Source organism: Leptolyngbya sp. AS-A5, assembly GCF_039962495.1.
GTDB lineage: Bacteria > Cyanobacteriota > Cyanobacteriia > Leptolyngbyales > Leptolyngbyaceae > Leptolyngbya.
The window spans coordinates 26,587-51,620 of sequence record NZ_JAMPLL010000017.1 but is presented as its reverse complement, the minus strand read 5'-3'; the positions used below and the strand labels follow the sequence as shown (position 1 = coordinate 51,620).

Sequence of the window (25,034 nt, the reverse complement as noted above, 5' to 3'; positions counted from 1 at the left end):
CCCAGTCAGGTTAAAGCCTGTGTCTCCTGCTTTAATCGCTCGCAAAGTCTAAAAGGCGAAACTACGATCAACCTTCAATTACTTTCAGATTTGTCTCTTTCACTTCAGTTTAATGGTTCAATTTGAGGCAAGCTAAAGTTCAATGAAAACTACAGCCTGATTTGGCTGAATGTATGGTGAATGCTGATTAGAATGTTTGCGATTTTGTCCACCTTACTTGTTACTTCTTGTTTCAGCTACACATACAACTAAGTGACTACAGTTTTCAGGGTTTGGCGTTTTGCCAGACCCTTTGATGTATGTTTGAGGTCATCGCACAACTCTGTGAATGTGGGTTCGATGGGAAGCGTTCGCTCCGATGTCAAATCCGGGTCGCCCCCTCAATCCCCCATTCTAGGGGACTTAGAGAAGAACAATTCCCTAAGCTTAAGAAGTTTTCCGGCTTTCAAAGTCCCTCACTTGTGGGGGATTTAGGGGGCAAGAAGCCGATCGAACCGAAGCGAGAAACTCGTTGCATTCGCCTTAGCTGACACCGGAGAGGACAGGTTGTTGAGATCGCCAATTTAAGTGCTGCGACCGCTCCCTTGCCAATCTCGGAATATCTGCCGCAACAAACTGCTGATGCAACATCTGAACACTTAATAGATGATTGATAATGCCATCTAGCTGAGTTCGTGCAGAAAGCGGTGTGTTCGGATCAGCATGGCGTTGCAGCACTTGATTCACTGCTTCTGCATCAAGCAATCCTGCATCTGCGATCGCTCGGTTTGAAAGATACAGATCACACAGCGATCGCAATGCTCTTTGCTTTTCCACATCCGTATGCGAAGGAGGAGCCATAAACGCAAACTTCTGGCGATCGTACAATGCTTGCGGTAATAGTCCCTTCATTGCTTCCCGCAACACATATTTATCTCGCTTGCCGCGAAAACGCATCAATGGCGGGAGTGTGACCGCAAATTCAACTAAATGATGATCTAAGAATGGAGGACGCGCTTCCATTGAGTTTGCCATATCTACGCGATCGCCTGCCCATCCCAGAACTTGTGATTCAAACTGAGTTTTGATCCAAATGTATTGCACTTTATCAAGCGGATGTCGATCGGAGATTTGAGCAGGATCAAGGGCGGTAGCGATCGCTGCTCCAGGTGAATAGTTCGCAGTTGCAGCGCGATGCTCCGGGTGCAACAATTCAGGAACTTGTGCCCCCATTGATAACCAGGACTGTAAGCAACTCGGCGTGAAGCCAACTAACTGAGTTAGGGCTGGATCATCTAATGCTTTTTGAGCTAGTAGATTGCCCTGGAACAATCGATTACTTTCTTGTAGCCAAGCTTCGAGATCGGCGCGTTCCTCTGGAGTGGCATCATTCATGCCGTGACGAATCATATCCAATCGCAGTTGAGGATATCCGGCAAACAGTTCGTCAGAGCCTTCACCCGTGAGAACAACGCGATATCCAGCTTTATGGACGTGCTCACTCAGGAGCAGTTTGGCGATCGTAAACGTATTGTAGATACTGCGCTCGGTGTGCCAAATTGCGCGAGCAAAGTGATCGTATAGTTCGCCCCCCCGCGTCATTACAATGTCTTGATCGGCTCCGACCGCTTGCGACATTTGTTTTGAAATCTCAGTTTCATCATAGTCCTGATTGTCAAATCCAACTGTAAACGCTTTCACCGGAGATTGTTGGCAGGCGGCAGCAATTCCTAAAATTGTGCAAGAATCAATTCCACCCGATAGATAGCAAGCCACCGGAACATCTGCTTCTAACTTGAGTTGAATTGCTTCGATAAAGCGTTCTCTTAGCGTTTCGATGTAATACTCGTCGTCGTATTGTTGGGTACGATCGCTGAGTAAGGGAAAGTTCAAATCCCAGTAAGTTTTGGTGCGAACCTTCAGTTCTCCATCTTGACGCTCAACAATCACCATCTGTCCCGGTTGAACTGCGTGAACTCCCTCAAATGCAGTCGTTCCCGGAACCATGAGTTGCATGAGTTGATGATACAGTCCGTGTGATGAAATCTTACGCTTGACTGCGGGATGAGCAAATAAGACCTTAATCTCAGAACCAAACACCAACCCTTCTGGAGTCATTGTCCAGAACAAGGGCTTAATGCCAAAGCGATCGCGTACTAATGTGAGTCGATCGTATTGCTTTTCATAGATTGCAAAGCCGAATTCTCCGCGCAGATGAGGTAATGCACCTTCTAATCCGAAGCGGTGAGTTAAGTGCATCAATAGCTCTGTATCGCTTTTGGATTTAAACTGATAGCCGCGTGAAGTCAGGTCTGCTCGAATGCGTTTGTAGTCATAGAATTCGCCATTGTGAGCGATCATGATTTGCTGATTTTCTGACACAAAGGGCTGACGAGCACGATCGGCGTTTAAATCAATAATGGCTAAACGGGCATGAGTGAAACCGACACCGCGATCGTCGATCGTTTTCCAGCCGCAGCCATCTGGCCCTCGATGCGATTGAATGGCTGCCATTGCGATTAAAACCGCAGGATCGATCGGTCTTGCTGGGTCGTGCTGGAAAATACCACCAATGCCACACATACACCTTTCTCCTACAACTAGGAAATCAATTCGCTTTGCTCACTGTATGCAGGATCACATTTCAAAGAATCTATTGTTTGGAATAATTTAAGATTTTCTGTTATTTGAATGAATATCTGAAGCCATCTGCTTTATGTAGAAGTTTGTAATATCTGAACAAGCATTCAGATGTTAGAATCAAGCCAACTGATTCGGAGAAAATAAGATGACGACCGTAACCCAAATGAAATGCGCTTGTGAACCTTGCCTGTGCATCGTCTTAACTGATAGCGCTGTTCAGAAAGACGATAAATTCTATTGCAGCGAAGCCTGTGCAAATGGACATCCAAGCGGGCATGGTGACTGTGGACACAAAGGCTGCAACTGCTAAAAAACTAAAAAAAGCCGGAAGAAGTAAGTCCTCCGGCTTTTGCATTTCAGTAGAAAGCTTACAAACTTGACATCACCGATCGTGCTGCTTCAATTGTGCGATCGATATCTTCCTCGGTGTGCGCCAGCGAGGTAAAGCCTGCTTCAAACTGCGATGGAGCGAGGTAAACCCCCTGCTCTAACATTCCGCGATGAAACTTGCTGAACTTTGACAAGTCCGATTTTTTCGCATCTTCATAGCTGTGAACAGGCCCTTCGGCAAAGAAGAAGCCAAACATTCCGCTAATCGAACCCCCGCAAGCGGCATGTCCAGTTTGTTTGGCGACATCAAGTAGACCTGCGATCAGGCGTGAAGTGATGCGATCGAGATAGTCATACGTCCCCGGTTGACGCAGCAGTTCGAGTGTTTTAATTCCCGCCGTCATTGCCAACGGATTGCCGGAGAGCGTTCCTGCTTGGTACATCGGGCCTGCGGGAGCAACCATCTCCATGATTTCGCGCCGACCGCCATAAGCACCGACAGGTAAGCCACCGCCGATCACTTTCCCCAATGTGGTTAAGTCCGGGGTAATGCCAAACTTCTCTTGCACTCCACCGTAAGCGATACGGAATCCGGTCATCACTTCATCGAACACCAGCAGCGCTCCGTGTTCTGTCGTGAGTTCGCGCAAGCCTGCAAGGAAGCCGGGGTCTGGGGGAATAAATCCAGCGTTTCCGACGATCGGCTCCAGCATTACGCCTGCCACTTCACCCGGATTTTCTTCAAGTAGCTGTTTGACTGCTTCTAGGTCGTTATACGGTGCAGTCAGCGTACTGCTGGTGGTAGATTTAGGCACACCGGGAGAATCCGGTAAACCAAGCGTTGCCACACCCGATCCAGCCTTCACCAAGAACATATCTGCGTGTCCGTGGTAACAGCCCTCAAACTTGATAATTTTCTCGCGTCCGGTGAATGCCCGCATCAAGCGCAGCACCGACATACAGGCTTCCGTTCCCGAATTCACAAACCGCACCATTTCGATACTGGGAACCGCGTCGATTACCATTTCCGCGAGGACGTTTTCGAGGTAAGACGGCGCGCCGAAACTCGTTCCTTTTTCCGCCGCCGCTTGGATTGCTCGAATCACCTCTGGGTGAGCATGACCGCAAATCGCAGGCCCCCAAGTGCCAACATAGTCGATGTATTGGTTGCCATCGACATCCCAAGCGTAAGCGCCTTTGACGCGATCGAACACGATCGGCTGTCCGCCCACCGACTTAAACGCCCGAACGGGAGAACTTACGCCACCCGGCATTAATTTCTGAGCAGCCGCAAAGATTTCATCTGATTTGGTGGTTTTCAAAGTACCTGTGATCAAAGTGGTCTCCTTAAATCAAATCCTGAAGATATTCCATAGGGCAGGTGAGTTTTGTCCACACAGCCGGGATACTTGAAAATTATCCCATTACTGGAGGCGGCTTGAATGTCGTACCAAAGTAATCGCGAATTGCCCAAAGAGGTTCGCGATCGCCTGTCGGAAACTGCCCAGCACTTCTATAGGGTAGCGTTTAACTCTGCGCTTCAGTGGTATGGGGAGGAGTCGAAAGCGCACCAAATTGCCTGGAGTGCGGTGAGAAATCAAGCGGTGAGTTTGAATAGCGCGATTGTTGAAGTTTTGTAAATCTATGAGTGCCGTTGAGATTAGATTTCAACGGCACTCAAGCTATTTAAATCCAGCGTCCGACGACGACTCGCACAGTTCCATCTTCTAGGACTTCTTCAGCTTCGATCGTATATCCCTGCTCTGCGGCAGTCTTTTGCAGTTGCTTGTGGGCGTATTTTTGCTGAACTTCATTGATAAATTGCGTTTGATTGATTCTCGCTCCCCAGAAGTCTGCAATCAGGACGTATTCATCGCCTTCGCGTCGAAAGCCGAGATCGTAGCCATTCGATCGCCGAATGACATAATCTGCTTGAGTTTTATTGCCTTGATAGCCTCGCACAAGTGCATTTTGCTCAACTTTGTATCTGAGTTCGCGTAAGGCTTGATGTAGCACTTCGCCGTCTTTGATTTCAACTTTAATCGTCGTAAAGTGTGACATTTATTCAATCTCCAAATCAATTCCACGCTGGCGAGTAATGGCGCGTAACTCTTCGATCAACTGTATATCCTGTGAAGCTGGACGCGCTCCTGAATTGGCAGCCCATTGTTTCAGGGCATTGATTTGATCACGAGCGATCGCAGCGAGGGGAACAGATTCTTCGATCGCCCGCACGATATCTTCGGTTGTAAAGTCGCGACGGTTGCCGGGACTGCCCTGACTAAAAGCCCGTTGCATTCCATCGACGATCGTCTGCTCGATTTCTGCGCCGCTAAACTGCTGAGTCTGACGAGCGAGTAACGCTAAATCGAACTCGCGGAGTCGGCTGGGTCGTAATCGCTGAAGATGGACTCGAAAGATATCGCGCCGCTCAGATTCATTTGGCAGATTGAGGAAAAAAATTTCATCAAAGCGACCTTTGCGTAGGAGTTCAGCCGGGAGAATTTGAACATTGTTCGCAGTAGCAACAATGAAGACCGGACTCGTTTTTTCCTGCATCCAAGTAATCAGACTGCCAAACACACGGCGACTGGTGCCAGAATCTCCGTCCATGCCTGCATTAATGTTGCCGAATGCTTTATCGATTTCGTCCATCCACAGCACACAGGGCGCGATCGCTTCGACAATTCGGATCATCTGCCGCACTCGACTTTCGCTTTCCCCGACCAGTCCGCCAAACAATCGACCCGCATCGAGCCGCAATAGAGGTAAGCGCCATTCGTGCGCGATCGTCTTTGCAGACAGTGATTTTCCTGTACCTTGGATGCCTGCAAGTAGAACACCCTTTGGGTTCGGAATGCCGTAGCGCCTTGCTTCTTCGGTAAAGCTATCCTGGCGCATTTGTACCCATTTTTTCAGATTGTCTAAACCTCCCACACTTTTGAGTGATTCTTGGGTGGTGAAGAATTCTAGAATTCCAGTTTGACGAATCGCTTGGCGTTTAGCCTCCAGAACACTATCAATATCTTGTTCGCTGATATGTTGTTTGGCTGCGATCGCTTTGGCTAATACTCGCTGAATTCGGGCGCGACTCAATCCCTGACAAGCTTTTACCAATTGTTCGCGACCCAGTTGAGAGAGTTTGAGCTTTTCCGCCACAACGATCTGAGCAATCAGCGCATCAATTTCTTCTACATCAGGGAGCGGGAAGTCGATTACCGTCATTTCTTCGATAATCTCTTGTGGCACATCAAGAGAATGGCTTGTGAGTACCAAGGTTTTACGACTGCGCTTCAGGTCACGCGCCAGGTTTTTGATCTCCCGCACGATCGGAGCATTCGTTGCTTGTAGCGGAAATTTGAGAATCGGATGAAGATCGCGCAGAACATAAACTGCAGCTTGATTATTTGAAGCTTTGGCAATGCGTCCAAGGGCTGCGATCGCTGATCCTTTGTCTGCTCCGTTATCGTCCCAACCGCGCACAATATCCCAGCATCGTAATTCCCGCTCGGATTGTTGGCACACTTGTAGAAGAACGGCTTCGATCGAGTCCTCTTCGACTCCGACTAAGTAAATCAGTGGATATCGAGCGCGTAACATCAAATCGAGTTGTTCGATAATTTCTTGCTGAGAGCGAGTAGCAACCATATGAACGATCGCGGCGGAATTTAGTTCAAATATACCACAGTCAAAAAATTGCTTTTCCGGCACACTAGAGAGAGCATCCCATTGATTCAGCGTGTCTCAGTTCCCGAACGAATTTGATGCAGTGTTAGGAAATTCCGCCCGTCCGGTGATGGGTAGCGCTGTATTGGGAGGAATCGACGGCATTCGGCAACGGCTTAAGAGCGATCGCATCGATCAACGAATTGCAGCCTTGCAAGAAATTCAACACACAGCAGCAGGGTTAGATCTGTTAGTTCAAGCCTTAGATGATTCGGCGATCGCAGTTCAAAAAGTTGCTTATACATTGTTGCAACCTTATCCAGAACTACTGCAATCGTATCCGCACTATCGATTGTTTGGATGTTTAGCAGCACTGAAAGGACACAACACTGGAATTACAGCGATCGCAGTTGCAACACAGCATTTACGGTATGACGATCGCACGATTGCGATTAGTGCGAGCCGAGAGGGATTGATTCAGGTTTGGGACATTGCGGCTGAAGATGTCATGTTTAGCATTCAGGCTTATACCTTTGTTTACACCATTTCGATTGATCCCGAAGCTGATATTTTTATGATTCAAGGAGCAAAGCGCAAGGTACGATCGTGGAGTCTGAAAAACGGTCAAGAAATTGAGCCGACCGAGATTAAATTAAGGCAAATTGCATCCGTGGCGAGAAATGACGATCGCTATCTCATTAGCGGCAGTCAGAACACAATTAAAATCTGGGATTTGCAGGCAGGGCGGGAAGTTTGTCAATTGCAGGGACATACAAGCCTGGTTACAGCCGTTGCCGTCAATGAAGATCAATCTTTAATTGTTAGCGGGAGTGAAGATAAAACGGTGCGGATTTGGGGAATTTCTGCATTGCCGCAAATGCGATAAACTGCTTCTACGCATTAGGGCAATACTGTGGCTCAAGTTGTTCTCGAAAACGTCTACAAATCCTATCAAAAGGGCGATCAAAGCGAAAATACAGCCGTGTTGCGATCGATTAATCTCCTGATCGAAGACGGTGAATTTATGGTGCTAGTTGGCCCCTCAGGATGCGGCAAAAGCACCTTGTTAAGACTGATTGCAGGACTCGAAGAACTCACTGCTGGAAACATTCGAGTGAGCGATCGCGTAGTTAACGATTTGCCACCGAAAGAGCGCGATATCGCAATGGTGTTTCAGAACTACGCGCTTTACCCACACATGAGCGTCTATGATAATTTGGCGTTTGGACTACGACGCACCAAGTTAGACGGAAAAAATGCAAATTGGACAGAAAATTTAGCGGTTGGAGCGACGCGAAACTTACCCAGTGGAATGCGTTACATCAGCGATCGAGAACGCGCCGTTCGAGAACGAGTCAAGCTGGTCGCACAAATGCTGCAAATTGAGCCACTATTGCATCGCCTACCAAAACAGCTCTCAGGTGGACAAAAACAGCGAGTTGCACTCGGTCGAGCAATGGCACGAAATCCACAAGTTTTTTTGATGGATGAACCGCTCTCAAACTTAGATGCAAAGCTCAGAGCCGAAACACGGGCGCAGATTGTCAAACTTCAGCGTCAGTTAGGAACCACCACAATTTATGTCACGCATGATCAAACCGAAGCGATGACAATGGGCGATCGCATTGCCGTCATGAACGGCGGACAGATTCAACAGCTTGCCACACCGCTAGAACTCTACAATCACCCTGCAAACCGCTTCGTGGCTGAGTTTATTGGATCGCCCCCAATGAATTTCATTCCGATGCAAGTTCGCGCTCCATTGACCTTGCATCATGCTCTATTTCAACTCACACTCCCGAATCACTGGGCATCAGCGCTCAGCCGCTACGATGGTCAAATGATTACATTGGGTATTCGTCCTGAGCATCTGAGTGTGAGCGATTCTAATGAGCAAACTATTTTAGTTGCGGTTGATTTAGTCGAAGCTTTGGGGCATGAAACGGTTCTCTCTGTAAGACTTGCCGATAAGTCAGACACGATACAGGTTCGCATGACTCCCGATCGCACCGTCAGGCTCGGTGAAGCTTTGAGATTGTTTGTGCCGATCGACAAAATTCACTTGTTTGATGAGAAAACTGGAGCAGTGATTGTTCCTTAGCTAATACTGAAAGTTTGTCGCCTGAATCTCTGTTCTGGGCAGGAGGGTTTGCGTTAGCGCAAACCAGCTCGCTGGCGCAATAGAATTCCTTTCTGGGAATCCTAAAAAGGACGTGTATCAGGGATTCCACGATGATTGGTCAGGAGATTGAGACCACCGCAGCACTAAGTTTTTGTCACGTTCTCGATCGAGTTGCGGCTCCAATTTTTATTCAAGATCGTCATGCTCGCGTTGTGTTTGTGAATCGCGCCCTTGTCGCACGATCGCGCTACACTGCTGCACAACTCCTCGAAGGTGCCGATCGCGTCTTCTCCGCAGAATTAAGAGACGATGGAGGCATTTTCACCCGCGAAACCGATGTGATTCAGACAGGCTACCTCCACGATGCTAACGGACAAGCGCAAGCGGTTTCAGTGGTGAAGTCGATCGTACACGATGCAGACGGAAATCCTTTTGTTATCGGAACAATCGAAGATTCAATCAATGCGGACAGAATTGATCGCGCCAGAAGCGAGATCGAACGACAGCAGGCGGAAGTTGCACTTCTAAAGTCAGAACAACGACTATCGATGCTGATTCAACACGCACCGATGGGAATTATCGAATGGACACCGGAATTTACCGCGAAAGAATGGAATCCAGCAGCCGAAAAAATCTTTAAAACTCCACGATCGCAAGCAATAGGACGGAATGGAAACTGTTGGGTGCCGGAACAGGATCAAGCAAAAGTCAATCAGATTATTAAAACGCTGTTTGAGCAACAGGGTGAAATTCACAGCATTAATCAAAACCTCAGAGACGATGGAGAAATCATTGTTTGTGAGTGGTATAACAGCCAGATTTTAGATGCAGATGGAAATATCACGGGTGTTGTTTCAATGGCTCGCGACATCAGCGATCGCATCCGGTTAGAGGCAGAACGCGAACAAGCAGATCTTGCACTCAAACAATCCGACGCCCAACTCCGTCAACAAGCCCAAGAGCTTGAATCTGCATTTAAGCAACTCCAAAAAACTCAGGCACAACTGATTCAAAATGAAAAAATGTCGAGCTTGGGGCAATTAGTTGCGGGCATTGCTCACGAAATTAACAATCCGGTGAGTTTTATCTACGGCAACGTTGAACACGCAAAAGACTATATTGAAGACTTGCTGCGAATTGTTCAACTTTATCAAGCGGATCATCCGGTTCCCAGTGAACAGATTGCCGAAGAACTCGAAGACCTGGATTTAGAATTTGTGCGGCACGACTTAATGAAGCTGCTGGACTCAATGGGAACCGGAGCAGAACGCATTCGCGATATTGTGCGATCGCTCAGACATTTCTCGCGCCATGATGAAGCGGATCTAAAAGCGGTCGATTTGCACGAAGGGATTGAAAGTGCATTGATGTTATTACAGCATTTGTTAAAGTCAAATCGAGCTTGCGGGAGTCCGTTACTGCGTCCAACCATTCAGATTGTCAAAGACTATGGCGCTCTACCAAAGATCCAATGTTACGCAGGCTTGCTGAATCAAGTCTTTATTAATGTGCTATCTAATGCGATCGGTGCAATTAATGAGCGCTGGCTTGCAGAAGAAATTGACTTTACTCCAGAAATTACAGTGCAAACAGTGCTGTTTCAACAGTCAGATTCAACCGAGTGGGCGCGAATTTCGATTACAGACAATGGCATCGGCATGACTGCGGCAACACAGCGCCGTTTGTTTGATCCATTTTTTACGACAAAGCCTGTGGGGCAAGGGTCAGGATTGGGACTATCTGTGAGCTATCAGATTGTGACTGAGCAGCATGGAGGACGATTAAGCTGCGATCGTCCCTCAAAGCGGGGTGCAACTTTCGTAATTGAGATCCCGGTGCGGCAGTTAATGTGGAGTTGAGCAATTGATCCGGTAAACTGAGCTACACTGCAAGACATTGTGTAGATTCATGCGTCAGATTAGAACTTGGAAAACGTTTACGATATTTACGATTTTGGGAGTTGTGCTTAGTTGGCTAGTCAGTTGCGGCAGTGGGACTCCCAACGGACAAAGAGCGGCGGACGGTCAGCTTGATTTTTGGACGATGCAACTGAGTCCACAGTTTGATAACTATTTCAAAGCACTGTTTGCAAAGTTTGAGCAAGAAAATCCGGGCGTAAAAGTTCGCTGGACAGACGTGCCTTGGGCAGAGATGGAGCGCAAGATTTTGACTTCTGTGGCGGCGAAGACGGCTCCAGATGTGGTGAATCTTAATCCTGGGTTTGCGTCTCAGTTGGCTGAGCGGGGCGCGTGGATGAATCTCGATGAGAAAATTCCGGCGGACGTGAAGCAACAGTATTTTCCGGGAATTTGGCAAGCGAGTACGCTGAATGGTAAAACCTTTGGTGTGCCTTGGTATTTGACCACGCGAGTTGCGATTTACAACACGGATTTGATGAAGAAAGCAGGCATTTCCAAACCGCCTGCGACTTATGCAGAACTGGCTCAAGCTGCAAAGCAAATCAAGGAAAAAACTGGAAAATATGCGTTCTTTGCCACAGTTGTTCCGAATGATTCTGGGGAAGTGATGGAATCGTTTGTGCAGATGGGTGTTCAGTTAGTCGATGCTCAGGGCAAAGCGGCATTTAATACGCCTCAAGGTAAAGCGGCATTTCAGTATTGGGTTGATATGTACAAAAATGGTTTGATGCCAAAAGAGGTCTTAACTGAAGGACATCGACACGCGATCGATCTCTATCAGCAGGGCAATACGGCGATTTTGGCATCGGGTGCAGAATTCCTCAAGTCGATCGCGAAAAACGCACCGACGATCGCTCAAGCTTCGCAGTCTGCTCCGCAAATTACGGGCGATACTCGCAAGAAGAACGTTGCCGTAATGAATATCGCAATTCCAAAAGATACGGATCAACCAGATGCTGCTGTAAAGTTTGCGCTGTTTTTGACCAATAATGCCAATCAGCTTGAATTTGCTAAAGCTGCGAATGTGTTGCCCTCGACAATTCAAGCGGCACAAGATGGTTACTTCACGGCTGCACCCGCGAATGCGAATGCGATCGATAAAGCCAGAATCGTCAGTGCAGGGCAGCTTAAGGAAGCGGAGGTGTTGATTCCGGTGGTTAAAAATATCAAGACGTTGCAGCAGACGATTTACGAGAATCTTCAGGCGGCAATGTTGGGTAAGAAAACTGTAGATCAAGCGATTAACGATGCAGCACAGGCTTGGAATAGTCAGGCTTAGAGTTGCTGAATTGATGAGATTTCTCGCTGCGTTGGGGGGCGATTCGCCCTCATTCCCAGCCCTTCTACCCTGTACACACAAGTCGATTGGTTTGTGATTGCTGAGATCCCTCGCCCCCTAAATCCCCCAAATTGGGGGATTTAGGGGGCAATCACCCATTCAAACCGAAGCCGAGAAACTTGCTGAACTCGCCTGATATCTAGAAATCACCTGCATCACTTTGGTCACACTCTGGTCGATCGTTTCCTCCGCAGTCGAGCAAGTGACCTCCGGATTCAAAGGCGCTTCATACGGTGCATCAATTCCAGTAAACTGTGGGAGCTCTCCATTTCGCGATCGTTGATACAGTCCTTTCACATCTCTTTGCTCACAAACCGCTAAAGGCGCATCAACAAACACTTCAATAAATGCACCAATTTGCGATCGAACTTCTTGCCTTATCGATCGATAAGGCGAAATCGCAGAAACTAACACAATCACACCGTTTCGAGTCAGTAAATGCGCCACAAACCCAATGCGGCGAATGTTCTCTTCACAATCGGCTTGACTAAATCCCAATCCTTTGGTCAACGTTTGGCGTACTAAGTCCCCATCTAAATGTTCAACTTTTAAGCCCTGTTCAATCAATTGTTGGCAAACGGCTTGAGAGATTGTGGTTTTACCTGCACCGCTTAATCCTGTAAACCAAACCGTTAAGCCCTGCTGAGCAATGTACGGTTTGGCTAACTCTAAGGTATCGATGTTTTGCAGCATGTCAAATTAGGCGAGAGATAAAGTAGTGTTGCGGTAGTTTAGATAGTCGTCTGCTGAAACAGTGCGCGATCGCAGCCGTTGGTAATACTCATCGATCAGCGCAACACCCGTTTCAGTTGTTGTTTGATGATGATAGTGAGATCGATCGACCACTGCTGCTGCACGATCGACCAAGCTCGAATCCAGCCCAAAATGTTGTGCCAAGTGTTCAGTTTCCTTGCCGGGATTGTTCATCAGATCCTCATAGCAAAGAAAATAGACAGGCAGATCGCGAGTAAAGTACGTCGCCGCTAAGTTTAATTGCAGCCAAAAGCGCAGATGTCTATCTACGTCCCAGCCTTCCCAGTTGTAAAACAAGGCTTGATTGGATTTGAGAAAGCTAGATGGAGAGCGAAACGCAAGAATGATGTTTAATTGATAGCCTGCATTTGATAAAACTCGCTGCCATAGCGGAAAAGTGAGCGAGAAGCGCGGATCTTTGAGTCCGATCGTCGCAGTCTCACCCCATTCTTGAGCAATTTTGGTCTGTAGATTTTCTTCGGGTTCAAGCCAGCGATCGTCCTCGAAATCTTGCTCAATGGGTAAGAAAAAATCGATATAGCGATAACCCAACGTTTGAATCAGTTGATTGTTGGCATCATTGACCCACTTCAATTCAAAAAAAATCGGATTATGTCCACCTTGGATAAAGTGTTGATCCGAGCCAAAATTAACTCCAAATTCCGACAAAATGTGGCTCGTTACCGATGTTCCACTGCGTTGTGCGCCAAAAATCAGAAACGCGGTTTTCATACAGAGCAATCGCAAAACTTTCTTTTCACTATTCGGAAAGTGATTGATCCCCGCATCGCTCTTTAGGATTACTCTTTAATCGCAAGATTGTGCGAGGAACCGATCGCCGCTGGCAAACTCTCAAAGCCGGACTGCTCCAACCGTTCTTCTAATCCCTGCAAAATCCGCCTGACCATTGTTGGGCCTTCATAGATCCAGCCCGTATACACCTGAACCAAACTCGCTCCCGCCGTAATCTTTTCCCAAGCATCTTCGGCAGAAAATACGCCACCCACGCCAATGATCGGCAAGCTTCCCTCAGTTTGTTTCCAGATGGCTCGAATCACTTCGGTCGATCGTGCCCTCACTGGAGCGCCACTAATTCCGCCTGCTTCTTCTGTGATCGGATTGCCAGTCGCGGCGATCATTTGCGTTTTCAGTCCATTGCGTCGGATGGTTGTATTCGTTGCAATGATCCCAGATAGTTGAAAGCGCTGAGCTAAATCTACGATCGCAGCAATATCCTCGAACTCTAAATCAGGCGCAATCTTGACAAGCAAAGGCTTTTCGGATTGATTCTCGTCTTGTAGCGCCGACAGAATCGGTTCTAGCTGATCGGTCGCTTGTAGCGATCGCAGCCCCGGCGTATTCGGAGAGCTGACGTTCACGACAAAATAATCGCCCAGGGGTTTTAACAATCGAAAACTGCCTAAATAATCCTCTGCGGCAGCCTCCAGTGACGTAATTTTTGACTTGCCTAGATTAATCCCGATCGGAATTCCTTTGCTTCGCTGTTCCAAGCGTGATCGCAGGGCAGCGGCTCCTTGATTGTTAAATCCCATGCGATTGAGTGCCGCTAGATCCTCGACCAAACGAAACAAGCGTGGCTGTGGATTTCCAGGCTGAGCATGAAACGTCACCGTTCCCAATTCCGCAAATCCAAACCCAAAACTCGACCAAACATTCGCCGCCACGCCATCTTTATCAAACCCTGCTGCTAAACCGAGCGGATTCGCAAACGTCAAACCCCAAAGAGACTGCGACAATCGAGGCGAGTCAAATCCATACAGATGATTTAAGCGAGATCGCAGCCAGTTCGACGAATTGATCCAACTGAGCGATCGTAAAGTCTGAACGTGCAGCCACTCCGGATCAGCATTCAAACCAGAAAACAGAACAGGACGAAGAATCGATCGATAGAAATCTGACACAGGAAGAATTTAATTAAAACAAGAGAGCATCGATACAGTAGCGCATTTTTGGTCGGGTTCGCTGCGCGACTGTATCCATCCAATCGCACTCGTGCAAAACCTACAATCTCCGGGCACTCTATCAAACGAGTAGGCAAATCCCGCCGCTCCTGTGCGCTATCCTCCGGCTGATACATGGGTTACTCGAAAGAGACAACGCAATCTGAACAACACTTAATCGCCCTCAGTCGCGTTCTCAAACATCTGCGTGAGGGCGATACCCTTGCGATCGAATCTGTCTACGCCTATCTCAATACCTGCTTTGCCTTCGATCTCGTCTGGATTGGATTGTACGATCGTGCTGAACATCGTTTGTCTGGTAAAGGAGGGAAAAGCCCGCTGCGAGATGCACCCTTTCTCAAACAACGATTCATCCTCACTCCAGGCGACATTCTCGAACAAGCCGTCATTCAGCAAATACCGCTCACCTTTCCTGATCTGCGTGAAGAACAACGGGCAAACGAGTGGCGCAAATTTGCCGAAAAAGCAAACATTCAAGGCGCGATGATTTTCCCGATCTCACTCAAGAATCAATGCTATGGGGTCACGATCGTCGGCTCAAAACTATGGGGAAGCTTTCCAAGACCCGAAGAACAATCGCTAATCGCGATCGTTTTAGGAGAATTTGCAGCAACGCTAGAAGCCGCAGAACAAGAACAGAAGCGACAACAAATTAAGCATGTTGATCGTCCGATGTTAACAATGCTCTCGGAGCTGCGATCGCTCCCTAATTTTGAACAGCGGCTCGATCGCGTTATAGAGCAAGTCCAGCAGTTTGTTCAGCCTGCGCGAACGAGCCTCTACTGGTTTGAACCGACGCGCCGCTATTTTTGGCGAAGAGCCACAAATCAAAAAGGAACTCGCTCGATCGATTCTGCATCCGGGCTAACCGTGCAGGAAATGAGCAGCTTTTATCAAGCGCTGCAAGCCGATCAAGTGATTACAATCGGCGAATCCATCAGCCTGACCAAAGCGGAGATCACCGTGCGAGTGATGGAATTCATTCGGGCGCGATCGCTGATTGCGGCTCCTATCTTATGCCAGAACGAGCTATTGGGATTTCTCACCGCAGAAAGCGACCAACCCCGAAGCTGGCAAGACGAAGATAAACGGTTTATGCGAGCAGCCGCGCAGCTACTGGGGGTGGTATCGCCCCTCGAAGGCATGGAAAACACGATCGCCCAAGTCAAACTCGATCAAGCCCTCACTGCCGAAATTGCTAAAGCAATTTACAGCACAGGCGATGGAGTTTCTGCCTTTCAAAATGCTGCAACTTTGTTAAATCAGCGATTAGGCATCGACCGCGTGGTCGTTTTGCTCTACGACTCCGATCGCGATGCGTTTGAAGTGCGCTATCAAACCCAGCCACAATATAAACGACCGCTGCCTGCTTGGTTTGGCTCTCTCAGCCCGATCGACTGGCAAATGCTAGAAAAACAATCGAGCCCGATCGCGATCGAGAATTTAGCAGACGATCTCCGCTTTGCAGCTTGGCGAACTCCGCTTTTAGAACTGGGAGTGAGATCGCTATTGGTGTGCAGCACGACTCTCGGACACGCTGTAGAAGGGGTGCTGATTTTGGCGCATGAGCAGGCGCGATCGTGGACACAGCGCGAAGGCGAGTTTACCAAGATTGCCGCTCAGCAAGTGGGAATTGTTCTCCGGCAATGGAGCTTGCAGCAGCAAAACGACCAACAGCGCAAGATCTATCAGACGATTCAGTGGGGCTTGAATACGATTCAACAAACGCAGCATTTAGATTTGCTAGAAAAATCGGCGTTACAATACATCGCGCAAATTTTAGAAGCACCCTTGGCAGTTCTAGTCGGCTGGGCAGCAGGTCGGGGAATCGGACGAGTGGTGCAATCTAACAACGATCGTCGATTCCACATCGACCCCATTCTGAAAGTCTCGATCGAGACGGATACCTTTCTTCAGCGCGTCCTAGCTCACGACGGAATTCTCTCCGTTTCTATCGATGAGATTCCGATCGAAACCCGGCAGTGGTTGAACGCTCCTGGAATCGGTCAAATCTTAGCAATCACGCTCAGAACTGCGCCCGAACATGAACCCACTGCGGTTGTCCTGGTGGCGGATCGGCTAGAGCGGCAATGGCTAGATCGTCACCTCACCGTTTTGAATACCTTGGTCGCTCAGTTTGCCTGGTCACGCCGACATTTAATGGTGTCCGAAGCATTGAAGCGCGATCGCGAACGGTTAGAGCGCCTCAGTTGGTACAAGCATCGTCGGCTCGAAGATCTGTATCGATCAGTCAAGTTCAGCGTTTCTCGACTAGCTGAGCTGCCCCTCGGTGATGCGCGACAAGCTCAACTGCTACGGCAAATCGATACCACGATCGATCCGGTGCGTCATGTGATCCGCGATGAACAATGGCAACTGACAATCAGAAACGAAACGGTGCAAATGATCGGACTGGTCAGACGAGCGCTCGATCGCGTCGATCACTTGCTCAAGCAGCGCCAACTCTGGTCACAAGTGCATCACGAGATTAATCCGATGATTTACGGAGACATTACTAAGCTTGAATTAGTCCTGTACGAACTGCTGCTAATTGCTTGTCAACGGGCAAATCTGGGCGGACGTATTGATATTTGGTGTCGGCAAATCAGCGCTCAGTGGATGGAAATTGCCATTACCGACGATGGTGTGATCGAGCCGCGACTCTGCGAAGACCTTGAAGCCGGACGAGCCGTAGATTTGCTCGCTCCGTCCACGCTCGACAAACCGCCCGGACTCCATCTCGCAATCTGTCGGTCACTCATGCAGCAAATGGGATCAGAATTCAATCTTTACAAGCTGGATGATGGGCGAATTATGAGCCGAGTGGTACTCCCGATCGCATGACACGACAAAATTTAGAGTCTTTCGTCTGCATAGTTTAAAACTACCGATACAATGTTCGCTTGAGGACAATGAATCGTTCTCAAGCAGACTATCAAGGCAAACTATCAAGGTGTGAGGGCGGTATGGCAGCGGCACTCAAGTCTAAGCGAAAAAAATCCGCGACATCGGTGCGGCAGTTACCCCAGTCAGGCAAACCTCCCCGATGGTTGCGATCGCTGCTCCTGACTCAGCGAGTTTCGATCTTAGTGACGTTTGGTTTAGCAGGTACGGTACTTGCCGTTTATGGATGGACGGTGTACACTCAGCAGCTTTGGGGCAAAGAATACAGCAAGCTGGAACAATTGCGTCGCAATGAACGCCAGATCACAGCAAACGGAGAAGTCCTGAAAAATCAGATCGCGACTCAATCGAATCGCCCGGATGCAAGTTTGGTTCCGCAAAATCCCGATAGCCTCATTTTTATTAAAGCTGCTCCGCCCCGTCCTGAAAGACCCGTTGCTTCTTCTTCGCAATCCTCGCCTGTTGCCCCTCTAGGATATTAGTCATGCCAAACCGAGGAAAGCCTACCTCCTCACCCCGCCGCCCCTCAAACACTGCCCGTTTTGCGAGTGGAGCGAGTCTGCCGCCGATGATCGAGAAGCTGCGCGATCGACTGCTACAAGCTGTAAGTCAGACTCAACTGATCGAACGGTTTCGCACAGCGCAAGCAAAACCGAGCGTTCGTCGCTTATTTCTCGTTTGGGCAATCTTGGTGGGTGCAACAGGACTCTTATCACTCAATCTGGTTCGGCTGCAAGTCTATCAGTCACCAAAATTGCTTAAAGAGGCACGCGCTCAACAAACTACTTTTTTGCGTCCCTTTATCCCGCGTCGCCCGATTACCGATCGCAACGGCAATGTTTTAGCGATCGATCGTCCGGTCTACACGCTGTACGCCCACCCGATCGCGTTTCAGGAGCCGAAAACCGAAATTGCAACGAAACTCTCTGCAATTCTGGGCATCCCTGCGGGGGACTTGCTGCAACGATTCAGCGCGGGCGAGAGCGGCATTCGCGTTGAGTACGCCGTGCCCGAATCGGCAGCCGATCGCATTCAATCTTTGCAGATTGACGGCTTGGAACTGGCACAACAGCAGCAGCGACTCTACCCCCAGCAAACCCTCGCAGCCGATGTGGTTGGGTATTTGGATTTGGATCGCATCGGGCAAGCAGGAGTTGAATACAGCCACAAGAATTTGCTTGAACGATCAGTGAAATCTGTGCGACTGAGCCGCACCGGATCAGGGGTAATGATGCCCGATCGTCTTCCGGGGGGATTTTTGCAGATGGACAACTTGCATTTGCAGTTGTCGATCGATAGTCGAGTCCAGAGAGCGGCGATCGCCGCCCTTCAGCCGCAGCTAAAAAAATTCAACGCTAAGCGTGGTGTAGTGATCGCGATGGATGCCAAGACAGGCGAAATCCGAACGCTAGCATCTGCTCCGTCTTATGATCCGAATGAATTCTATAAAGCAAACATTGAGCAGTTCAAAAACTGGGCGTTAACCGATTTGTATGAGCCGGGATCAACGTTTAAGCCCTTGAACGTGGCGATCGCGCTTGAGGCAGGAGCAATCAAACCCGACCAAGTGATTAATGATGAAGGGGCAATTCAGGTAGACGGATGGCCCATTCAAAACTTTGATTTCTCCAGCGCCGGTGCAAGAGGGCCTAGTACGATCACTCAAATTATGGAGCATTCCAGCAACGTCGGCATGGTGCGAATCGTGCAGCAAATGTCTCGATCCACCTACTATTCCTGGCTACAAAAAATAGGTTTAGGGCAGCCGACCGGAAGCGATTTGCCGTTTGAAGGGACGGGGCAAATCAAAGACAAAAAGGCTTTTACCGAGTCTGCGATCGATGCGGCGACCAGTTCGTTTGGGCAAGGCTTTTCGATTACGGCGCTGCAACTGGTGCAACTGCACGGGATTTTAGCAAGCGGCGGTAAGCTGCTCACGCCTCATGTGGTTCAAGGCTTATTTGATGAAAAGGGGCAGCCTTACTGGAACGCGAACGCTCCTCAACCCAAGCCAGTTTTTTCACCGCAAACCGCGCAAACCGTGCTGAAAATGATGGAATCGGTGGTGCAAGACGGAACCGGAAAAGCCGCGCAAATTCCCAACTACCGCATCGGCGGTAAAACTGGAACCGCGCAAAAAGCTGGAGAAACGGGTGGATATATCGAAGGTGCGAAGATTACCAGTTTTGTGAGTATTTTCCCGATCGATGCGCCTCGATATGTTGTGGCAGCGGTGATTGATGAACCGAAGGGTGCAGATGCGTTTGGTTCGACAGTAGCAGCGCCGATCGTCAAAGCGGTCATGGAAGCTTTGATCGTTGCAGATAAGATTCCGCCAAGTGTGCCTGCTGCACCGAATCCGGCTGCGTCTCCGAGTTCTAGTCCGACACCTTAGCGGGGATTTAAGGAAGCTCTCCGGAGCCTACAGGAAGCAAACTCCTTTAATGTGAGTTCCTTTAATGCTCAAACACATTCTGATATTGCAGAATATCAAGCTGGGCAAACACAGGCAATGCTTGAAAACACTGCTCCGCAAGTTCCAAACGTTCCTCGCGCTCTAGCATTTCAATCAGTTTCGATCGCGCCTCAATCAAATAGCGCACATCATTCGCCGCATACTGCAACTGTGCCTCAGAAAGATTCATGGCATTACCCCAATCGGAGCTTTGAGCGCTCTTGTCAAGTTCCACCCCCGTTAATTCTTGAATCAAATCTTTTAAGCCGTGACGGGGGGAATAGGTGCGAATTAGCTTACTTGCTAATTTCGTGCAAAAAATCGGTGTGACCTGAATTCCCAGGTGATGGCGCAAGGTCGTAATATCAAATCGCGCAAAGTGAAAGATTTTCGTAATGTCTGACGCTTCAAGCAGTTGCTTCAAGTTTGGTGCTTCGGTTTGTCCCCGCTCAATTCTGACAACCGCTACTTGATCGCACTCATCGCACAACTGTACTAAGCACAAGCGATCGCGGTGTGGTAGAAGCCCCATCGTTTCGGTATCGACTGCGATCACGGTGGCTGACTGATACTGCTCCAATAGCTCGGAAGTAAGATCGCGATCACAAAGGTGAAATTCACGCGGTTGCATAAGGTGAGGCAAGTGATTTTACAACTCACGTATCTTACACCTGATGCAGATTTGCACCTTAATTTCGCACAAAGTCTTGCGTAAAGTAGTATTCTCCCATTGCGCTGAGGCCGATGCCGATCCCGGTTACGTTGAAATTTCCTTCGATGTTTTCCCGATGCTTTTGGCTTTTGATCCAAGCTTCTACAACCTGCCCGATCGGATCGCGGCGGCTCATAATCCAAGCCACATTTTCACTTGTCGCCCGCGCTGGAATGCTACTGGTGATTGCTTTTGCGCGCTTTTCAAATCCTTGATGACCAAATGGAACTGCTTTTTTCGCCATATTGCGGCTGTGTTCACGGGCTTGCTTGGCAATGCTATCGTTCCAGATCATTGCGGGTAAACCTTTGCTGGCGCGGTACTGGTTAATTCGAGTAAAGACCATGCGTTCCATTTCTGCGATCGGAATTCCCTGAGCAATCTGAAACGCAAGCGTTTGAGAGGTAGACACACCTGAAGGTACGGTTTGAGCTTGGCTTTGAATCGTGCTGCCAAAGGTTCCGGCAATCACAATGCCCACCGACATTGCCAAGGTTTGCACGATTTTGCTGGAAGTTGGGTTCAGCATTACGTCTCTCTCCTAGGTGTTAAGTCTCGATGAAGAGATTAACCCGATTGTTAAATTGTTGCAAGTTATTTTGGATACGATTTTCCCAGAGCAGATACGTAGAATTTCTTATATCTCCTATCCTATTTGCGTTTTAGCTGGATCAAAAAAATTCTGATTTAAATTTTGTTCGCTCACAAGATATTGCATAAATTTAACCTTTTGTGAGAGGGTTATGCTAATTAGGGCAGTTGAACTGCTATTTAGCCATAGGGTAATTACGCCATCTAGACAAGTTAAGAAAATAGACTAAATTACTATATTGCTACATGAAGATATGGCGTAATGATTTTGACTCAGTAAGGACGCGGGAATGGTTTTAGCAAGTTCGTCCCTTGAAACACATGAATCCGATCGATCACCACTCCACCTCGGCGCAACTCTACTTCCCCTAGCTTGGTAAATTTTTCAAAATACGGGACATATTCCGCCGCAGAGTCTTCTTGGGTTTGAAATTTATCGGCAGTGATGTAGAGTCCTGTTTTACCCAGCCATTGTTCTGCAGTTGACCAGAAGGCGAATCCGCGCAAGTCGCGGCGATCGAAGCAAGTCATCGGAGTCGAATAGAGTGGCGTGAGTGCCATCGCCGTGTGCCCTGCCATGTGGAATCGATTACTGAACATGAAGTCGGCATTTTTCAATGCTGTGAGCAGTTGAGGCGATCGCGAAAATTCTCGCCGCAGTTGCAGAATGTCCATCAGATCAACCGAAGGATCGTCTTGCGGCGCAACGAATCCCCCAAACAGCGCGTATTGTCCCGGTTTTTGCAGCGTTCCCAGCGTGACGTGAGACAGCGCAAACAATAGCAGGGCGACGATCGCAAGGGTTGAACCCACAAGCCAGCGTTTTAGAACCGACGATCGCCACCTCGATGCGTACCAAGCGAGTAGTGGCGTAACCGAGAAGAATCCTGGCATTGTCCAACCGGGTAAAATCTGTTGATAACCACCAATCAGCGTAAAGATGATGAATACAGGCGCAGATGTCCACAACACGAAAGAGTGAATCGAGTTTGAAAACCTCCGCGACACGGTTAGAATAATTTCTTGAATGCTAACAAACCAGAGTGGTAATCCAAATGTAGGAAATAAATACAACGAGGCTGCAAACGCAACATCAATTACTTTAGAGAATTTGAAGGAACGATTTGGAACACTACGGTTTCCCTGAAATGTAAAAGAAATCCAATCGTGCTGGCTGTTCCAATACAATACAGGCGAGAACGCAACTAAAAATAGTAGAAAGCTTAATATTGTCCACGGAGATCGAAACACTGCCCAATGCCGCCGGCTGGTCAAACAAAATCCAATTAAGCCAAATCCAAGTAGAAATCCGTGGTATTTTCCAACGCAAGCCAATCCAACAAGTAGCCCGATGAGTGCAACTCGATATGAGGGAATGTAAACTGTGCGATCGCGAGGAAAAAATTCAACCGCTCCCACCCAGAGCGTTAATGTCCAGAAAAACATTAGCGGTGAATCGGGTAGCGTAAAGGTGCCAAATCCGAGTTGGAAAATTGGAATGACCGACGCGATCGCTAACGTCAGCAATCCAACTCGAACTGAAAATAAATGAACTGCTGCACGGTATAGAAAGTACAACGTAAACGGATACAGCAATAAGCTGCCGATGCGGATTGTAAATTGAGAGACTTCGCCAGTTAGCCAAATGCCGATCGCGCTCACCAACGAAACCAGTGGCGGATGATCAAAATAACTCAGAGCAGGATTTTGAGTGTAAATATAGTAGTACGCTTCATCAAATCCAGGTGGCAGCCAAAACGCGATAAAGCTGCGAAACAGGAATCCCACGATTAGAATTGCAGCAACTTGCCGATTGGTTGGCTCTGCCCACCATTTTTGTACTGATTTCATGAATTATTTTGAAGAACGAATTGGAACGCGCACAAGTTGATACTGACGATACTGTTGAAGCGGCTGGTACTGATTTGGTTTCACATTTCCTTCTTGCAGTGCGGTTGGGGTGGTGATCATCACGATCGATGTTGTTTTTCCTTCTTTCCGCAGCTTCTGTAAATATGGCTGAATCATCCGAGCGCGATTGAGAAAGGTGATTGGCTGCTGCGTATAAAACACTAAGCTCGGTTTCTCAAACGCATCGGTTGCCATGATGATCGGTTCGTTCGGTCGTCGATCCTCGATCGTCGCTTGAGCAATTTGGCGCAGCGGTAATTGTCGAACTGAGTCAATAATGCTGACCGCAGGAGTAATAAAAAACAGAATAAATGCTGCAAAAGCAACAAGATTCACAGCCCAATACCAGCGCAATCGATACTGAATCGCTAAAACTAATCCAACGATCGCGGCTGTAATCCAAATGGATGCGCCAATGTGATGCAATCCAGACTGCTGCATTCTTAATCCCAAATTTGGCATAGCTGGATCACGATTTAACCAATTTGGGCTGTAAAAAATGAGAACACCAACAGCAACAGAAATAGCAATACTAAAGTATACGGTAGCCTTAACCGGGATGGACTGTCTTGATTGTGAAAAATGATGCACGAACCATAATGTGACGAGAATCGCTGCTGCGGGATATAGCGGTAAGGTATAAGTAATATATTTTGTAACCGCGATCGTGAAGAAGATCAGCACAACCGCAAACCATACCAGCGCGAACTTTCCAAGATGCTGTGATCTTGGTTCTTGTTGCCATTTGGGTTGCCTGATCGCATGAGCGATCGCCGCAGGCAAGCAAAGCGACCAAGGGAAAAACCCAACTAGCACAATCACCAAATGATAGTACCAAGCGCCAGAATGCTGATTCACCACGTTGGTAAAGCGTTCAACATTATGCAGCCCGAAAAACGATTGAATAAACGCATTCCCGTTTTGAAGATACGCCAACAAATACCAAGGCACACTCACCAACAGAAAAATTCCTGTTCCTTGAATCGGCTTCATCTCGCGCAGCACTCCGCGCAGGTTTCTCGCCCAGAATAGAAAGATGAGCACGATCGCACTCGGCAACACGACCCCAACCGGGCCTTTCGTTAAAACTGCCAGCCCCATCAGCCCATAAAACGCCCGATACCAGCGCTGATCTGATCTCACATAGCCGAAAAAAAACGCCAGCAGCGATCCACCAAAACAAGCGCTCAGCAACATATCCGAGTAGCCCAACCGTCCGAAGAACAGCGTGATCAGATTAAACGCAACGATCGCCGATCCCAAGTACGGTGCAATTCTCAATGGAACAAATCGCCTAATCGTATAGAAACAAAAACCGACCAAAACGGTTCCCGAGATCGCAGAGGGCAGCCGCGCTGCCCATTCATTTACGCCAACCGTTTTGAATGCGATCGCCATCAGCCAGTAAATCAAGGGCGGCTTATCAAACCGAGTCACCTGATTAAAATACGGCGTAATCCAATTTCCGGTAACCGTCATCTGCCGCGCTGACTCCACAAACAGCGGCTCTGTCTCATCCACCAGTCCGATGCTGCCCAACTGATTAAAAAATGCAATTCCACCTAATGCAAGCACCCAAACGATCACAAAACATCGCTCCAAGAGTAGCGATCGTGTTTTCCCTGGCATCTCTATCTGATCGTCCATGCACTCTACATCCAAGATCAAAATCTAAGATCAAACCAAGCGGTAGTGTGACATGGAACGAGGCAATTGAAAAGCGGCGAT

20 protein-coding genes are annotated in these 25,034 nt (G+C 48.3%); 9 read left to right on the top strand and 11 right to left on the bottom strand.

The window, feature by feature from the left end; translation table 11 throughout:
* Positions 1–522 precede the first annotated feature (522 nt).
* On the bottom strand, positions 523–2,562 hold the full coding sequence (gene asnB / locus NC980_RS17845) for an asparagine synthase (glutamine-hydrolyzing) (RefSeq protein ID WP_190376798.1): 2,040 nt from the start codon (positions 2,560–2,562) through the stop codon (positions 523–525).
* Positions 2,563–2,767: 205 nt separating this feature from the next.
* On the opposite strand from asnB, the gene NC980_RS17840 reads away from it, so the two are divergent.
* Positions 2,768–2,932 (top strand): metallothionein, encoded by a 165-nt coding sequence (locus NC980_RS17840; RefSeq protein WP_190376797.1) that lies wholly within the window; start codon positions 2,768–2,770, stop codon positions 2,930–2,932.
* A 58-nt stretch (positions 2,933–2,990) separates the two neighbouring features.
* Here the strand turns inward: NC980_RS17840 and hemL are convergent, their stop codons facing one another.
* Positions 2,991–4,289: a glutamate-1-semialdehyde 2,1-aminomutase gene (gene hemL / locus NC980_RS17835; RefSeq protein WP_190376796.1), complete on the bottom strand. Its 1,299-nt coding sequence runs from the start codon at positions 4,287–4,289 to the stop codon at positions 2,991–2,993.
* 105 nt (positions 4,290–4,394) lie between these two features.
* Between hemL and NC980_RS17830 the strand changes: the two genes are divergently transcribed.
* A complete protein-coding gene (locus NC980_RS17830) occupies positions 4,395–4,592 on the top strand; it encodes a ChaB family protein (protein WP_190376795.1) in 198 nt (65 codons plus the stop codon).
* Between the two features lie 46 nt (positions 4,593–4,638).
* On the opposite strand, the gene NC980_RS17825 is transcribed toward NC980_RS17830, so the two are convergent.
* Both NC980_RS17825 and NC980_RS17820 read right to left on the bottom strand, forming a co-directional pair.
* A complete protein-coding gene (locus NC980_RS17825; protein ID WP_190376794.1) occupies positions 4,639–5,013 on the bottom strand; it encodes a DUF1257 domain-containing protein in 375 nt (124 codons plus the stop codon).
* Positions 5,014–6,600 carry an AAA family ATPase gene (locus NC980_RS17820; RefSeq protein ID WP_199298513.1) on the bottom strand — a complete coding sequence of 529 codons (1,587 nt, stop codon included), beginning with the start codon at positions 6,598–6,600 and terminating at the stop codon, positions 5,014–5,016.
* Between the two features lie 91 nt (positions 6,601–6,691).
* Between NC980_RS17820 and NC980_RS17815 the strand changes: the two genes are divergently transcribed.
* The 4 genes from NC980_RS17815 (at position 6,692) to NC980_RS17800 (ending at position 11,938) form a co-directional block, all read left to right on the top strand.
* On the top strand, positions 6,692–7,504 hold the full coding sequence (locus NC980_RS17815) for a hypothetical protein (protein ID WP_190376793.1): 813 nt from the start codon (positions 6,692–6,694) through the stop codon (positions 7,502–7,504).
* A 27-nt stretch (positions 7,505–7,531) separates the two neighbouring features.
* On the top strand, positions 7,532–8,719 hold the full coding sequence (locus NC980_RS17810) for an ATP-binding cassette domain-containing protein (RefSeq protein WP_190376792.1): 1,188 nt from the start codon (positions 7,532–7,534) through the stop codon (positions 8,717–8,719).
* Positions 8,720–8,850: 131 nt separating this feature from the next.
* Positions 8,851–10,599: a PAS domain S-box protein gene (locus NC980_RS17805; RefSeq protein ID WP_190376791.1), complete on the top strand. Its 1,749-nt coding sequence runs from the start codon at positions 8,851–8,853 to the stop codon at positions 10,597–10,599.
* A 49-nt stretch (positions 10,600–10,648) separates the two neighbouring features.
* A complete protein-coding gene (locus tag NC980_RS17800; RefSeq protein WP_190376790.1) occupies positions 10,649–11,938 on the top strand; it encodes a sugar ABC transporter substrate-binding protein in 1,290 nt (429 codons plus the stop codon).
* A 159-nt stretch (positions 11,939–12,097) separates the two neighbouring features.
* On the opposite strand, the gene cysC is transcribed toward NC980_RS17800, so the two are convergent.
* From cysC to NC980_RS17785, 3 genes are all read right to left on the bottom strand, one after another.
* Entirely contained in the window at positions 12,098–12,649 is a 552-nt protein-coding gene (cysC, locus tag NC980_RS17795; protein WP_190376842.1) for an adenylyl-sulfate kinase, read from the bottom strand.
* A gap of 48 nt (positions 12,650–12,697) precedes the next feature.
* Complete coding sequence (locus NC980_RS17790; protein WP_190376789.1) at positions 12,698–13,483, bottom strand: sulfotransferase; 786 nt, start codon at positions 13,481–13,483, stop codon at positions 12,698–12,700.
* 68 nt (positions 13,484–13,551) lie between these two features.
* Positions 13,552–14,673, bottom strand: coding sequence for a quinone-dependent dihydroorotate dehydrogenase (locus NC980_RS17785; RefSeq protein ID WP_347272602.1), 1,122 nt, complete (start codon positions 14,671–14,673; stop codon positions 13,552–13,554).
* 174 nt (positions 14,674–14,847) lie between these two features.
* Here NC980_RS17785 and NC980_RS17780 point away from each other — a divergent pair, with 174 nt between their 5' ends.
* The 3 genes from NC980_RS17780 (at position 14,848) to NC980_RS17770 (ending at position 20,032) form a co-directional block, all read left to right on the top strand.
* Positions 14,848–17,577: a GAF domain-containing protein gene (locus NC980_RS17780; protein ID WP_190376788.1), complete on the top strand. Its 2,730-nt coding sequence runs from the start codon at positions 14,848–14,850 to the stop codon at positions 17,575–17,577.
* Between the two features lie 68 nt (positions 17,578–17,645).
* The gene (locus NC980_RS17775) at positions 17,646–18,119 is read left to right on the top strand and encodes a hypothetical protein (protein WP_190376787.1); all 474 of its coding nucleotides are present in this window, start codon (positions 17,646–17,648) and stop codon (positions 18,117–18,119) included.
* 2 nt (positions 18,120–18,121) lie between these two features.
* Entirely contained in the window at positions 18,122–20,032 is a 1,911-nt protein-coding gene (locus NC980_RS17770) for a penicillin-binding protein 2 (protein ID WP_242026870.1), read from the top strand.
* Between the two features lie 61 nt (positions 20,033–20,093).
* Here NC980_RS17770 and NC980_RS17765 read toward each other — a convergent pair whose 3' ends face one another.
* From NC980_RS17765 to NC980_RS17750, 4 genes are all read right to left on the bottom strand, one after another.
* Positions 20,094–20,723, bottom strand: a complete 630-nt coding sequence (locus NC980_RS17765; protein WP_190376786.1) for a ribonuclease H-like domain-containing protein — start codon at positions 20,721–20,723, stop codon at positions 20,094–20,096.
* A gap of 58 nt (positions 20,724–20,781) precedes the next feature.
* Positions 20,782–21,333, bottom strand: coding sequence for a CAP domain-containing protein (locus tag NC980_RS17760; RefSeq protein WP_242026849.1), 552 nt, complete (start codon positions 21,331–21,333; stop codon positions 20,782–20,784).
* A gap of 335 nt (positions 21,334–21,668) precedes the next feature.
* A complete protein-coding gene (locus NC980_RS17755) occupies positions 21,669–23,246 on the bottom strand; it encodes a glycosyltransferase family 39 protein (protein WP_190376785.1) in 1,578 nt (525 codons plus the stop codon).
* A gap of 3 nt (positions 23,247–23,249) precedes the next feature.
* Positions 23,250–24,953, bottom strand: a complete 1,704-nt coding sequence (locus tag NC980_RS17750) for a glycosyltransferase family 39 protein (RefSeq protein ID WP_190376784.1) — start codon at positions 24,951–24,953, stop codon at positions 23,250–23,252.
* Positions 24,954–25,034: the final 81 nt, after the last annotated feature.

Bases quoted from the DNA above. Each gene is read 5' to 3' on its own strand.
- NC980_RS17790 (WP_190376789.1), bottom strand. From the start codon at position 13,483: ATGAAAACCGCGTTTCTGATTTTTGGCGCACAACGCAGTGGAACATCG.
- NC980_RS17770 (WP_242026870.1), top strand. From the start codon at position 18,122: ATGCCAAACCGAGGAAAGCCTACCTCCTCACCCCGCCGCCCCTCAAAC.
- NC980_RS17750 (WP_190376784.1), bottom strand. From the start codon at position 24,953: ATGGACGATCAGATAGAGATGCCAGGGAAAACACGATCGCTACTCTTG.
- NC980_RS17775 (WP_190376787.1), top strand. From the start codon at position 17,646: ATGAATCGTTCTCAAGCAGACTATCAAGGCAAACTATCAAGGTGTGAG.
- NC980_RS17840 (WP_190376797.1), top strand. From the start codon at position 2,768: ATGACGACCGTAACCCAAATGAAATGCGCTTGTGAACCTTGCCTGTGC.
- NC980_RS17820 (WP_199298513.1), bottom strand. From the start codon at position 6,600: ATGGTTGCTACTCGCTCTCAGCAAGAAATTATCGAACAACTCGATTTG.
- asnB (WP_190376798.1), bottom strand. From the start codon at position 2,562: ATGTGTGGCATTGGTGGTATTTTCCAGCACGACCCAGCAAGACCGATC.
- NC980_RS17780 (WP_190376788.1), top strand. From the start codon at position 14,848: ATGGGTTACTCGAAAGAGACAACGCAATCTGAACAACACTTAATCGCC.
- NC980_RS17800 (WP_190376790.1), top strand. From the start codon at position 10,649: ATGCGTCAGATTAGAACTTGGAAAACGTTTACGATATTTACGATTTTG.
- NC980_RS17760 (WP_242026849.1), bottom strand. From the start codon at position 21,333: ATGCTGAACCCAACTTCCAGCAAAATCGTGCAAACCTTGGCAATGTCG.
- NC980_RS17755 (WP_190376785.1), bottom strand. From the start codon at position 23,246: ATGAAATCAGTACAAAAATGGTGGGCAGAGCCAACCAATCGGCAAGTT.
- NC980_RS17830 (WP_190376795.1), top strand. From the start codon at position 4,395: ATGTCGTACCAAAGTAATCGCGAATTGCCCAAAGAGGTTCGCGATCGC.
- NC980_RS17805 (WP_190376791.1), top strand. From the start codon at position 8,851: ATGATTGGTCAGGAGATTGAGACCACCGCAGCACTAAGTTTTTGTCAC.
- NC980_RS17765 (WP_190376786.1), bottom strand. From the start codon at position 20,723: ATGCAACCGCGTGAATTTCACCTTTGTGATCGCGATCTTACTTCCGAG.
- NC980_RS17825 (WP_190376794.1), bottom strand. From the start codon at position 5,013: ATGTCACACTTTACGACGATTAAAGTTGAAATCAAAGACGGCGAAGTG.